Source organism: Neorhizobium vignae, from assembly GCF_000732195.1.
Classification (GTDB): domain Bacteria; phylum Pseudomonadota; class Alphaproteobacteria; order Rhizobiales; family Rhizobiaceae; genus Neorhizobium; species Neorhizobium vignae.
In genome coordinates this window covers 167,925-180,483 of record NZ_JNNU01000008.1, presented here as the reverse complement: position 1 = coordinate 180,483, position 12,559 = coordinate 167,925, and the positions used below count along the sequence as shown (strand labels likewise).

Sequence of the window (12,559 nt, the reverse complement as noted above, 5' to 3'; positions counted from 1 at the left end):
GGTGTCAGGCCCGTTCCGCGAGCAGCTTCGAGCGCGCGTCCTCTGTTGCCGTCACGGTTTCGGCGGGAATGTGGAAATCCCGGTTATAGTTGAAGGTATGGCCGATCGCCGTGGCGACCATCGCGATGAAGGAGGCGGCAGCCAGCCACCAGATGTACCAGATCATTGCGAAGGCGAAGACGATGCTGATGACAGCCAGGATAATCCCGGTGCCGGTGTTCTTCGGCATGTGGATCGGCTTGAAGCCGCCGAGCGGGCGTTCGTAGCCGCGGAGTTTCATGTCGTACCAGCTGTCATGATCATGCACGACCGGCGTGAAGGCGAAGTTGTAGTCCGGCGGCGGCGAGGAAGTCGACCATTCCAGCGTGCGCCCGTCCCACGGATCGCCAGAGGTCTCACGCAGCTGGTCGCGGCGCATGAATGAGACGACGAGCTGGATGATGAAGGCTCCGATGCCGCAGGCGATGATCCCGGCGCCGATGGCGGCGATGACGAACCATATCTGCAGGGAAGGATCCTCGAACTGATTGACGCGGCGGGTGACGCCCATCAGGCCGAGCACGTAGAGCGGCATGAAGGCGACGAAGAAGCCGATCTGCCAACACCAGAAGCTGATGAGCCCCCAGAACCTGTCTAGCTTGTAGCCGAAGGCCTTCGGCCACCAGTAGACGACGCCCGCCATGAGGCCGAAGAGCACGCCGCCGATGATGACGTTGTGGAAGTGGGCGATCAGGAAGAGCGAGTTGTGCAGCACGAAGTCGGCCGGCGGGATGGCCAGCATGACGCCGGTCATTCCGCCGATGACGAAGGTGACCATAAAGCCGATCGTCCAGTACATCGGCAGCTCGTAGCGGATGCGGCCGCGATACATGGTGAAGAGCCAGTTGAACATCTTCGCGCCGGTGGGGATCGAGATGATCATCGTCGTGATGCCGAAGAAGGCGTTCACGCTCGCGCCCGCGCCCATCGTGAAGAAGTGGTGGAGCCACACGAGGTAGGAGAGGATCATGATCACGCAGGTGGCATAGACCATCGAGGCGTAACCGAACAGCCGCTTGCCGCTGAACGTGGCGACGACTTCGGAAAAGATGCCGAAGGCCGGCAGCACGAGGATGTAGACTTCCGGATGGCCCCAGATCCAGATGAGGTTGATGTACATCATCGGATTGCCGCCGAGGTCATTGGTGAAGAAGTTCGTTCCGACATAGCGGTCGAGCGACAGCAGCGCGAGCGTGGCGGTCAGGATCGGGAAGGTTGCAACGATCAGCACGTTGGTGCAGAGCGAGGTCCAGGTGAAGATCGGCATCTTCATGAAGGTCATGCCCGGCGCGCGCATCTTCACGATCGTGGCGATCAGGTTGATGCCCGACAGCGTCGTGCCGACGCCCGCCACTTGCAGGCCCCAGATGTAATAATCGACGCCGACGCCCGGACTGTAGTCGGCACCCGAGAGCGGCGGATAGGCGAGCCAGCCGGTGCGGGCGAATTCGCCGACGAAAAGCGACATCATGATGATGACGGCGCCGGCCGTGGTCATCCAGAAGGAGAAGTTGTTGAGGAAGGGGAAGGAGACGTCGCGCGCGCCGATCTGCAGCGGCACCACATAGTTCATGAAACCGGTAACGAAGGGCATCGCCACGAAGAAGATCATGATCACGCCATGGGCAGTGAAGATCTGGTCGTAGTGATGCGGGTTGAGGTAGCCCTCGTTTCCGTTGAAGGCGATCGCCTGCTGGATGCGCATCATGATCGCATCGGCAAAACCGCGCAGCAGCATGATGATGGCGAGCAGGATATACATGATGCCGATCTTCTTGTGATCGACGCTGGTGAGCCACTCGCTCCACAGATAACCCCAGAGCCGATACCGTGTGACGAGCCCGAGAATGGCAACGCCGAGCAGCGCGACGACGATGAAGGTCACGACGAGAATCGGCTCGTGATAGGGGATGGCTTCAAGGGTGAGCCGTCCGAAAAGGAATTGCGTCAGGGTGGTGTTGCCGAACATGGGTCTCTACCAGATCTGTTGAAACGCGGCCTTACGGTTGTGCCGGGGCATTGTTGTTGAGCTGCGCCGGCGCCGCGCCGCCCGGATTGCCTCCGGGCATCGTGTGGCCTTGCATGTCGTGGTTTGCCGATGGCGCCTGCGATTGCGGCTGCCCTGAATTCTGGTCGACGCCCTCGGCCGGCTGATCGCTGCGGGCCGGGTTGCCCGTCGCCGGAAAGGTCGCGGCAGGTGCCGCATGGCTCACTTCGCCCGCATGGCGGTTGTCATGCTCCAGCCTGGCGCGGTTTTCGTGGCTCTCGATTCCGCCGCCGCCGGTCATGTCGATATGCATCATCTCGTCCATGCACATCTTGCCGGGCGTGGCGCACATGTTGAGCACGGTCCTGTAGAGCCCGTCCTCGACATTGGCGAAATAGCGCACGGGTTCCCTGGTGCTCGGCTTCTCGAGCTTCAGATAGGCGTCGCGGTTGAGCGCCGTGCCGTTCTGCTTGACCCGAGCCACCCACTGGTCGAAACCGGCCTGGTCGACGCCGTGGAACTTGAAGCGCATGTGAGAAAAGCCGTCGCCGCTGTAGTTCGAGGAGAGGCCGTCGTATTCGCCGGGCTTGTTGATGACGGCATGCAGCTTCGTCTCCATGCCAGGCATGGCATAGATCATTCCGGCCAGCGCCGGCACATAGAAGGAGTTCATCACCGACGAGGCGGTGATCCTGAAGTTGATCGGCACGTCCACCGGGGCCGCCATCTCGTTGACGGTGGCGATGCCGTAGTCCGGGTAGAAGAACAGCCATTTCCAGTCGAGCGCCACGACCTCGACCGTGAGCGGCTTTATCTCCGCGGGGACGGCACGCTGGGCGTCCAGCCGTTCGAGCGGCCGGTAAGGATCGAGCTTATGGGTGCTGATCCAGGTGACGGCACCGAGCGCGATGATGATGGCGAGCGGTGCCGACCAGATGATGACTTCGAGCCGCGTCGAATGGTGCCATTCGGGATCATAGGGCGCTCTGGTATTGGAGGCGCGATAGCGCCAGGCGAAAAACAGCGTAAGAAAGATCACCGGCACGATGATGATCAGCATCAGCACCGTGGAGACGATGATCAGGTTGGCCTGCTGTTTGGCAATATCGCCGGAAGGCGACATGACGACCAGATTGCATCCGGAAAGGCCAACAAGGACCAGAAGAGCGAACAACCGTGCTACGATTTTCAACTGAGGGGTCATCTCGGGCTCAAATTTGCGTTTTGTCTAGCTCGGAATAGGCTTGTTCCGGTACGGGCTGAAATGAGGTGGTTCGTCGCAGTGCAGCAATGTGTCGCAGTGCAGCAAAAAACCGCATGGCCTTCGACAGCGTTTTGCGGCACCACCGGCACACTCGGCATTTGCCTCCGCCAACCGGAAATCTAGGACAACCTACCGGGCTGACCAGAGGGTGTGAATGAGAAGACGGTGCGGCTCGCCGCAATCGTCAGTTTTTTTAGCCTTGTTCCTTGATCTCGGCAGCATGTTGATCAACATTTCGGGGCGAGGCGAACTATCGCCAGGAGGAATTCATGACCACGGTCGTCAATCCCGCGTCAACAGGCCCGACATCGTCCGGCCTCGAAAGGGACGCCCGCCGCATTCATGACGATAAGCCGATCTCGCCAGGCAGTATCGCGCTTGGTGTGATCATCGGTCGCATGTCGGAATTCTTCGATTTCTTCGTTTACGGGCTGGGCTCCGTCCTCGTCTTTCCGAAGCTGATCTTCCCGTTTGCGCCGACCCCGGTTGCCGCAACGCTGATGTCGTTCGCGATCTTCCCGCTCGCCTTCATGGCGCGGCCCGTCGGGTCGTTCGTGTTCATGTGGATCGACCGCAACTATGGGCGCGGCACCAAACTGACGATCGCGCTCTTCCTGCTCGGCGGATCGACGGCCTCGATCGCATTCCTGCCGGGTTACGACACGATCGGCTACTGGGCGGTGGCGTTGCTGGCGCTCTTCCGCATGGGACAGGGGTTTGCGCTCGGCGGCGCCTGGGATGGTCTTGCGTCGCTCTTGAACCTCAACGCGCCGCCCAACCGGCGCGGCTGGTATGCGATGATCCCGCAGCTCGGCGCTCCGATCGGCTTTGCGCTGGCGAGCATCCTGTTCGGCTATTTCGTCGCCAATCTCTCGGAGGCGGATTTCATTTCCTGGGGCTGGCGTTATCCGTTCTTCGTTGCCTTCGCGATCAATGTCGTGGCGCTGTTCGCCCGCCTGCGTATCGTCGCCAGCAAGGAGTTCGGTTCGGCGCTCGAAGCCAACGAATTGCAGGCGCGGCCAATCTTCGAAATGCTGAGCAAGCATGCCCATGACGTCGTGCTCGGCGCATTTGTGCCGCTGGCGAGCTTCGCCATGTTCCACCTGGTGACGATATTCCCGTTGAGCTGGGTGACGCTCTATGGCGGGCAGTCTGCGGCAGAATTCCTGTTCGTGCAGGTGCTCGGCGCCGCCGTCGGCATCATCGGCATCATCCTGTCCGGTCTGATCGCCGACCGTATCGGCCGCCGCAACCAGCTGATGATCGGCGCCATCATCATCGCGATCTTCTCGTTCTCGGCGCCGTTCCTGCTCGATGCCGGCGGCAAGGGGCAGGATGCCTTCATCATCATCGGCTTCGGGATTCTTGGGCTTTCCTTCGGCCAGGCCTCGGGTGCAGTCTCCTCGCGCTTCGGGCAATATTACCGTTATACCGGCGCGGCGCTTACCTCGGACCTAGCCTGGCTGGTCGGTGCCGGCTTTGCGCCGCTGGTGGCGCTCGGCCTCGCCAGCAGTTTCGGCATCATCTTCATCGGCGGATATCTGATCTCCGGCGCGATCTGCACCATCGCGGCGCTCAGCCTCAGCCGGGTTCTTGACCAGAGCGGCGAGCCGGGCGGACAACGGTAATATCCTCCACCCTCAATCCTGTGCTTGTCACAGGAATACAGCCACGGCGCGTCCGCGCCGTGAGCGAATCCATGATCTTTGAAGGTATTTCACGCCCAAGGACTTGGGCGTGCTGGATCCCTGTGACGAGCACAGGGATCCAGGGAATATGGGGGCAGTGCGCCCTCAGGCAGCCTTCTTGCTAAGCGTCGGACGCGTAGCGGCGGCCTTTTCCACCATTGCCGTCACTTCCGCGCGGCGGGCGCCCGTCAACGGCATGCGCGGCATACGGACGCGTTCCGAACCGCGGCCCATGATTTGCTCGGCGAGCTTGATCGACTGGACGAGGTCGTGCTCGGCATCGAGATGCAGGAGCGGCATGAACCAGCGGTAGATGGCGCGGGCTTCGAGCCAGTCGCCGCGATTGGCTGCGGCAACGAGCGCGACGGATTCCTGAGGGAAGGCGCTGGTGAGGCCGGAGACCCAGCCCTTGGCCCCCAGCATCAGGCCTTCGAGCGCCACGTCGTCGAGGCCGGCGAAGATGTCGAAACGATCGCCGAAGGCGTTGATCAGGTCGGTGAAGCGGCGCGGATCCGGCGCGCTTTCCTTGACGGCCTTGATGTTCGGCACGTCTTCGAGCTGGCGCAGCACGTCGGCGCCGATGTTGACGCGGTAGGCCGGGGGGTTGTTGTAGAGCATGATCGGCAGCGAGGTGGCTGCGGCGACCGTCTTGAAATGGGCGACGAGCTCTTCCGGCTTCGGCACATAGACCATGGCCGGCAGCAGCATCAGGCCGTCGGCGCCGAGCTTTTCAGCGTCCCGAGCATAGGCGACGGCGCGGCGGGTGTCGAATTCGGACACGCCGGTGACGACCGGCACGCGGCCGTTCACCACCTCGACGGCGGCCTTGAGCACGGTGCGCTTTTCTTCCGGGTCGAGCGAGTTGTTCTCGCCACAGGTGCCCATGACGATCAGGCCGTTGACGCCGTCATTGACGAGCGCGTCCTGCACGCCTTGGGTGGCCTTGAGGTCGATCGAGAAGTCTTCGTTGAACTGTGTCGTCACTGCGGGGAAAACGCCGCTCCAGCCTGTGGTCATGAAATGCACTCCTCTGGTTGATGGGTCATTGTGTGCGCGGTTGCGCCGATATCTGTCACGCGAAAGGCTCGGTCGGCCCCTTGCTTGGCTCCGTGAACCATTGCGGTCCGGTCTCGGTCATGTGGATATGGTCTTCGAGCCGGATCCCGAAACGGTCCGGGAAAACGATCATCGGCTCGTTGGAGAAACACATGCCCGGTTCGAGCACGGTCGCATTGCTGCGCACGATATAGGGTTCCTCGTGGATTTCGAGGCCGAGCCCGTGGCCGGCGCGATGCGGCAGGCCAGGGAGGACGTAGTCCGGGCCTAGGCCGTGTTTCGCCAGCACCCTGCGGGCCGCATCATCGAGACTGCCGCAGGTGGCACCGAGGCGGGCGGCCTCGAAAACGGCCTGTTCCGCCTCGCGTTCGATGGCCCAGGCCTTGGCGAATTCCGGAGTCGGCTCTTCCAGTACATAGGTACGGGTGAGATCCGAATGATAACCGTCGAGCCGGCAGCCGGTATCGACCAGCACCACGTCGCCGGGAGCATAGACCTGGTCGCCGTCGGCGCCATGGGGAAGGGCGGTCGCAACCCCGAAGGACACGATGCAGAAGCTCGAACCGCCTATCGCCCCGAGCGCGCGATGCTGTTTGTCGATATGGCGGACCACGTCCGAGGCAAGCACGCCCGGCTTGATGAAGGCATGCGCTCGGCGATGCACTTCCAGCGTCAGGTTCATCGCATGCTGGATGAGGTCGATCTCGGCCTTCGACTTCCGGAGCCTCAAATCGCGGATCAGCCGGCCGCCATCGCGGAGGCGGTCGGCGCCGAGGGCCGCGGCGAGTTGATGATAGACGAATAGCGGCAGCGCATCGTCGAGAGCGATCTTCACATTTGCGGGTACGAGAGAGGCGACCAGCGCGGCACTCGCTTCATCCTCCTGCCAGACGGCGATCTCGCCGGGCAGATGCGGCAGGCTCTCGACGCGGCTCCGCTCGAACCCCGGCACGATATAGGTCACCGACTTGGGCGTCACCAGCGCTCCGAGTAGGCGTTCGCTCTGGTGCCAGACGAGGCCGGTGAAATACTGCAGGCTTTCGCTGGCGCCGAGCAGGACGCCGCCCAGCCCCTTTTCGTCCAGCGATGCCTGAAGGCGAACAAGACGCTGCCGCCGCTCGTCGTCGGTGATCTTCGGGACGGGGTGAGACCAGGCCATGTCCGGTTCCTTTCGATTTCGCTGCGGTTATACCTTCTTGTAGTCAGTTTGTCGACAGAGATATTCGGCGCAGCTCGGCGCCCCGGCGTTCCGCCGCCGCCGATGTCAGCGAAACCGGCTGATGCTGTAAGGTTCGATATCGAGTACAGGGTTCCGGCGTGCGGCAATATCGGCGACCAGTCGGCCGGTCGCAGCCGACTGTGTGAGCCCGAGATGCCCGTGGCCAAAGGCATAGATGATCGCTGGCGTGGCGGTCGAGGCACTGATGACCGGCAGACAGTCCGGCATAGAGGGACGAAAACCCATCCATTGGCGGCCACCATCGGTCTTCAGGTCGGGCAGGAAGCTTTTCGCCTTTTTCAGCATCGCCTCCGATCGCTTGTAGTTCGGCGCCAGTGTCAGCCCGCCGAGCTCGACGGCCCCGCCGATCCGGATGCCGGTGGAAAGCGGGGTGACGACGAAGCCGTGGTCGTTGAAATAAAGCTGGCGGTGAAGCGGGAAGGCCCCTTGCGGCAGCGTCGTATTATAACCGCGCTCGGTTTCGAGCGGGGCATGGTCGCCGAGGCCGGTTACGATCTTCTTCGACCAGGCGCCGCCGGCGAGCACGACGGTCTTTGCATCGAAGAGAGCGCCATCCGCAAGGATAACCCTGGCGCCATCGTTTATCGGCTCGATACGGATGACTTCACCAATCCTCAGCGATGCGCCGCGGGACATGGCGTTACCGAACAGGGCCTGGGTGAAGTCCAGCGGATCGGAAACCTGCAGGCCCGAAGGGGTGAAAATGCCGTGCCGGAACTGCGGCGCAAGGCCCGGCTGCAGAGAGTCGATCTCGCCGCGACCGACCGTCTGGAATTCGAAACCGGCCTTGCGTTTCGCCTGCCAGTCATCAGATGCGGCATTGAGGCTTGCCTCGCTGTCGTAGAGGTCGAGCGTGCCGGTCTGCTTCACCATCGCCCGAAGGCCGGCGCGTTCGACGGTTTGCAGCATTTCGCTGCGCGCCATAGGCATCATCCTGGCATGCACGCCCACGGTGCGCTCATAGGCCGGCCGGGCGCTGGCACGCCAGAGGCGCCACAGCCACGGCACCATATTGAGCGCATTGGAAGGCGGCAGGCTGAGGGGACCGAGCGGATCGAGCAGCCATTTCGGCGCCTTCCGCATCATGCCGGGTGCGGCGATCGGGATTATTTCCGGAAAGGCGAGAATGCCGGCATTGCCGCTGCTTGCACCCCTGGCAACCTCGCCGCGCTCGATCATCAGCACCGAACGTCCGTCGTCCAGCAGATATTGCGCCGACATCGTGCCGATTATGCCCGAGCCGATGACAACGGCGTCGACCGAAGAGAAGTTCATGATTTCTGTCCTGTGAAACGAATGCGGAAGGTGGCGGGTCAGGAAGCGGCAAGATCGATCGGATTGCCGAGATCGCGGGCGATATAATCCTGGATCTGCCGGACGATCTGTTCCGCATGCTTGATGGCGAGCCTGTCGGAGCGCTCGACGTCGCGCGCTTCGATGGCGGCGATCATCTCCTCGTGTTCGTCGACATACTGGCGTGGCAGCCGGTCATCGAACGTACGATAATAGAGGCGCAGAATGCGGCGCCCCTCATCGAGCAGCCGGGCGAAGAAGGTGGTGTAATAGGAATTGCCGGCAAGTTCGGCGATCGCCACGTGAAATTCCCGGTTCGCCTCGATCATCGCGAAGGCGTCGTGGGCGGCAACCGCTGCAGCAAACTCCGCCTGCCGCTTGCGGATCTCGCCCATCGCCTGCGGCGTCGCGCGCATGGCGGCACCGCGGGTGGTGACGCGGTACATCAGCGTCAGCGCATCGAAATAAGGAGGCAGAGAGGCGAAATCGATCGTCGCGACGATGGTGTTGCGGTTCGGCAGCGTGGTGACGAGACCATCGCCGGAAAGCCGCAACAATGCTTCGCGGATCGGGGTGCGCGACATGCCGAAACGCTCCGACAGCCGGACCTCGTCGAGCGGGCTGCCGGGGGCCAAGGCCATGGCGAGGATTTCCCGGCGCAGAACCGTATAGACGCTCTGCGTCCCGGAGCCGCGGGTGCGGGGGATATCCGTTTCTGCAGGTTCGTTTGTCGTCATCGTTCACCGTTCTGCGTCGCAAGCCAATGCGACAGGACAATTGCACACGTGTTGTCGACAGGAAAGCTCTCAGGTGACAGAACGGATGGGGTGCGGTTTGCTCGGATCGATCTCCTGAACGAGAATTCCTATCGGAGCATCAATCGCTGACCTCGGAGTGGCCGCGTAGCGTGGCAGCGATGACCCGTGCCGCCGCCAGCCTGCCCGCGACGATCGCGCCTTCGACATAACCCGGATAGGACGGGGAGAGCTCCGACGACGCGAAATGCACCGGCGAAATACCGTCGTCGATGATCTCTTCCGCATAACGGGCGTCGAGATCGATGATGACGTCGCTATAGGCGCCGCCGCTCCAGGGATCATCGACCCAGTCGCGGACATGGATGTCGCGAGGATTGCCGCCTTCGGGGCCGAAAGCCGCGGTCAGCTGTTCGCGGATGAAAGCGATGAGTTCCCCGCGTGGCAGCCCGTGCCATTGCTGCGCTTCCGGCCCACCGACAAAAACGATCAGGCCGGCGTAGTCGTCGTGGCTGGCATCGCAGGCGTAGAGGCCCTGGGGTTCGTGCCACATCACGGCGCCGGAAAGCCCCTGCTCGCGCCAGAACGGCTTGTCGTAACTGACCTGCAACTTGATCGAAAGGCCGGGCGCCCAGGCGGAAAGCGCCTTCTGCAACCGGTCGGGGAGAGCGGGCGAAAACGGAAGTCGCCGGATCATCACCGGTGGCAGCGCCAGGATGACGCGGTTCGCCGAGAACCGTTCAGCACCGGCGATGACGGTGGCGCCAACGTTGGAATATTCGATGCCTGTCACGGCTGTGCCGAGGCGCAGCCGGTCCCCAAGCCTGGCGGCGAGCTGATCGGCCAGCGCATGCAGCGTGCCGGGCAGGAACATTTCCATTTCCGAATAGGTATTGGTGATGCGCCGGTCGTTCGATGCAAGCCAGGTGAAGGCGATTTCCTCCGGCGCGCGGCACCAGAGGCCCTTGATCAACCGGAGGAAGCTTTTGCTCACGTCGGGGGGCACGTCGTCCTGCCGGGCCACCCAATCGGCGACCGTCAGTCTCGCGAGTTTCGGGTCGTCCGGATCGGTGGCGATCATCCGGTCGCGCAACGCATCGACCCCCTGCCAGCGCGCAAAACCCTGCTGCGGCGGGACCGCCGGTCGATAGATCATCTCGCCATCGTAGTGGGTCATGACCGGCGTCTTGCCGTTCTCGACGATCAGCGCCATCAGCCGGCTCATGTCGCGGCAGAAGAACTGCCCGCCGGTATCGACGCGCGTACCGTCCGACAGCGTCTCGGACTCGACCTTGCCGCCGACCCGATCGCGCGCTTCGAGCAGCAGCACGTCGAGCCCCGCACCGACAAGCTCCAGCGCGGCGCTGAGGCCCGTAAACCCCGCGCCGACGACGATGGCATCCCGCTCAGGCATTCTTTTCTCCGACTGTCTTCCTGCCTTTGCCATTACCGCAAGCGCTTCGGGACGTCTACGAAGCTGTAGGCGGGCGATCGGAATCCGTGCCCCTCCGGGGAACCCATGCCTGAGAGCGGCGGAGTGGTTATCCGTAATCCTTCTCGCTCGAACTGATTGAAGCCGCTGTTAATGTTCGTCATGATTGACGCACATTAACGCAGACGCATTGAAAGCCATCGTGAAGCATGAACGCTCAGCGAGTCTACTCAAAGGCAAAAGTCGGATTTATGCGGCTGAGTTTTGCGACAAGCCGGACGACTCACGCGACTTGCTAAAAACTGCGATAGCGAAGCACACGCCGGCGAGTTGCATCGTCGCTCCGATCGACTCGGCGGGAGATGGGAATCGGCCCTCGAATATGAAGCCGTAAGCGAGGCTGAAGACCGTTTCCGCAACGATGAGCTGGGCCGCGAGCGCCAGCGGCAGACGACGAGAAGCGATTACCCAGCACCAGGTCGCGAACCACGAGCCGGCCAGTCCCATGACCAGTGCCCACGCAATGAAGCGAAGTGCCTCCGGAGCTGATGCCGTACGTGCGAGATCGAATGATGCAAGCGGTAGCAGGAGAAGACTTCCGATCGCTGCGCCAACACCTTGCAGTCCTGTCCACTGCAGACCATCCGGCGCGTTGGCCGAACGCATGACGGCCGCATTCACCAATCCGTAGGCGATCCAGATCGCCAGCGCTGCCGAGCTGGCGAGAACGCCGAGCAAGATCGAAGAGGTATCAGCTACATGAGCCGCGCTGATCGTCGCGGCATTCACAATCGCCACGCCGATCGCGATCAGCACCAAAGGCAGCGCGAGTGCTATCCATGGAGCCGTTCGTTCCCTGACATTGGCGATGATCGCCAGGAACACCGGCATGGTTCCGATGATGACAGGCGGAACGGCCGCGCCGGCGAGCTGAACCGCAAACGCTGCGCTGATGAAGTATCCGACATACCCCGCTCCACCAAGGAGCATCCCGATCAGGAGCCGCGAAGGGGCTATGCCCGCGGGCCGGAACCGCCGATCAACCATCAGCAGCAGGCAGGCAAGCCCGAAGATGCCATACCGAGCGATCGTCAAATCCCATGTCGTGAACGGTGCAACGGCGCGTGGGGCGATGAAAGTCAGCCCCCATAGAGCGCAAGTGGTGAGGCCGGCGGCGATCCCAAGCAGCATGATGTTCTCCTGTTGCGAGCATCATGCAATGCGATCCGGCTGATTTATATGGTATGGCGGCATATGATTGGGTAAATTGCTTTCCATGTCGAAAGCGAAATCACATCCAAACCTTCAAACTGGAAAATCTTCCATCGACGCCACGGATGCGCAGATTCTTGCCGCACTGGATTCCGATGCTCGTCTGTCGATGAGCGAGCTTGCCCGCACCGTCGGCATGTCGGCGCCGAGTGTGTCGGAACGGGTTCGCCGGCTCGAGGCCGCTGGGATCATCCAAGGCTTTACCATCGACGTTGACGCTCGCGCCATCGGCTACCAGATCAGGGCGATGGTGAGAATCCGGCCATTGCCCGGCAAGCTTCATCTTGTCGAACGGCTCATTCAAGAGAGGCCGGAGTTTGTCGAGTGCGACAAGATAACCGGCGACGACCCTTTCCTTGCTCGCCTCGTGGTCAATACGATCGAGCAGATGGACGATGTTCTTGAAGCGCTCTCAGAACATGCCGTCACCAGCACGGCCGTCATCAAAGGAACGTCCGTCAAAAGGCGGCTGCCGCCCTTGTAGCGAATATCAGGATTTTTGCGAAAGCGCAGATGCCTGGTCTTTTTCGCTA

Annotated in this window: 10 protein-coding genes; 2 read left to right on the top strand and 8 right to left on the bottom strand. The window is 62.1% G+C overall.

The features are described 5' to 3' along the window. Positions 1-4: 4 nt before the first annotated feature. The gene (gene cyoB / locus GQ59_RS15755; RefSeq protein ID WP_037082804.1) at positions 5-2,008 is read right to left on the bottom strand and encodes a cytochrome o ubiquinol oxidase subunit I; all 2,004 of its coding nucleotides are present in this window, start codon (positions 2,006-2,008) and stop codon (positions 5-7) included. Between the two features lie 31 nt (positions 2,009-2,039). Next, positions 2,040-3,230, bottom strand: coding sequence for a ubiquinol oxidase subunit II (cyoA, locus tag GQ59_RS15750; RefSeq protein ID WP_037082801.1), 1,191 nt, complete (start codon positions 3,228-3,230; stop codon positions 2,040-2,042). 329 nt (positions 3,231-3,559) lie between these two features. On the opposite strand from cyoA, the gene GQ59_RS15745 reads away from it, so the two are divergent. Beyond that, on the top strand, positions 3,560-4,918 hold the full coding sequence (locus GQ59_RS15745) for an MFS transporter (RefSeq protein WP_037082798.1): 1,359 nt from the start codon (positions 3,560-3,562) through the stop codon (positions 4,916-4,918). Positions 4,919-5,083: 165 nt separating this feature from the next. Here the strand turns inward: GQ59_RS15745 and GQ59_RS15740 are convergent, their stop codons facing one another. The 6 genes from GQ59_RS15740 to GQ59_RS15715 all read right to left on the bottom strand — a co-directional run bounded on the left by GQ59_RS15740 (position 5,084) and on the right by GQ59_RS15715 (position 11,945). After that, positions 5,084-5,995 carry a dihydrodipicolinate synthase family protein gene (locus tag GQ59_RS15740; RefSeq protein WP_037082795.1) on the bottom strand — a complete coding sequence of 304 codons (912 nt, stop codon included), beginning with the start codon at positions 5,993-5,995 and terminating at the stop codon, positions 5,084-5,086. A gap of 55 nt (positions 5,996-6,050) precedes the next feature. After that, positions 6,051-7,193 (bottom strand): M24 family metallopeptidase, encoded by a 1,143-nt coding sequence (locus tag GQ59_RS15735; RefSeq protein ID WP_037082793.1) that lies wholly within the window; start codon positions 7,191-7,193, stop codon positions 6,051-6,053. 105 nt (positions 7,194-7,298) lie between these two features. Then, positions 7,299-8,549: an NAD(P)/FAD-dependent oxidoreductase gene (locus tag GQ59_RS15730; protein ID WP_037082790.1), complete on the bottom strand. Its 1,251-nt coding sequence runs from the start codon at positions 8,547-8,549 to the stop codon at positions 7,299-7,301. Between the two features lie 38 nt (positions 8,550-8,587). Continuing rightward, the gene (locus GQ59_RS15725) at positions 8,588-9,304 is read right to left on the bottom strand and encodes a GntR family transcriptional regulator (RefSeq protein WP_037082788.1); all 717 of its coding nucleotides are present in this window, start codon (positions 9,302-9,304) and stop codon (positions 8,588-8,590) included. A 139-nt stretch (positions 9,305-9,443) separates the two neighbouring features. Next, positions 9,444-10,736: a flavin monoamine oxidase family protein gene (locus GQ59_RS15720; protein WP_037082785.1), complete on the bottom strand. Its 1,293-nt coding sequence runs from the start codon at positions 10,734-10,736 to the stop codon at positions 9,444-9,446. Positions 10,737-11,003: 267 nt separating this feature from the next. Next, complete coding sequence (locus tag GQ59_RS15715) at positions 11,004-11,945, bottom strand: DMT family transporter (protein ID WP_037082782.1); 942 nt, start codon at positions 11,943-11,945, stop codon at positions 11,004-11,006. A gap of 85 nt (positions 11,946-12,030) precedes the next feature. On the opposite strand from GQ59_RS15715, the gene GQ59_RS15710 reads away from it, so the two are divergent. Continuing rightward, positions 12,031-12,510 carry an Lrp/AsnC family transcriptional regulator gene (locus GQ59_RS15710; protein ID WP_037083136.1) on the top strand — a complete coding sequence of 160 codons (480 nt, stop codon included), beginning with the start codon at positions 12,031-12,033 and terminating at the stop codon, positions 12,508-12,510. Positions 12,511-12,559 lie beyond the last annotated feature (49 nt).

Coding starts and splice junctions, on each gene's coding strand:
- cyoB (WP_037082804.1), bottom strand. CDS start 2,008: ATGTTCGGCAACACCACCCTGACGCAATTCCTTTTCGGACGGCTCACC.
- cyoA (WP_037082801.1), bottom strand. CDS start 3,230: ATGACCCCTCAGTTGAAAATCGTAGCACGGTTGTTCGCTCTTCTGGTC.
- GQ59_RS15745 (WP_037082798.1), top strand. CDS start 3,560: ATGACCACGGTCGTCAATCCCGCGTCAACAGGCCCGACATCGTCCGGC.
- GQ59_RS15740 (WP_037082795.1), bottom strand. CDS start 5,995: ATGACCACAGGCTGGAGCGGCGTTTTCCCCGCAGTGACGACACAGTTC.
- GQ59_RS15735 (WP_037082793.1), bottom strand. CDS start 7,193: ATGGCCTGGTCTCACCCCGTCCCGAAGATCACCGACGACGAGCGGCGG.
- GQ59_RS15730 (WP_037082790.1), bottom strand. CDS start 8,549: ATGAACTTCTCTTCGGTCGACGCCGTTGTCATCGGCTCGGGCATAATC.
- GQ59_RS15725 (WP_037082788.1), bottom strand. CDS start 9,304: ATGACGACAAACGAACCTGCAGAAACGGATATCCCCCGCACCCGCGGC.
- GQ59_RS15720 (WP_037082785.1), bottom strand. CDS start 10,736: ATGCCTGAGCGGGATGCCATCGTCGTCGGCGCGGGGTTTACGGGCCTC.
- GQ59_RS15715 (WP_037082782.1), bottom strand. CDS start 11,945: ATGCTGCTTGGGATCGCCGCCGGCCTCACCACTTGCGCTCTATGGGGG.
- GQ59_RS15710 (WP_037083136.1), top strand. CDS start 12,031: ATGTCGAAAGCGAAATCACATCCAAACCTTCAAACTGGAAAATCTTCC.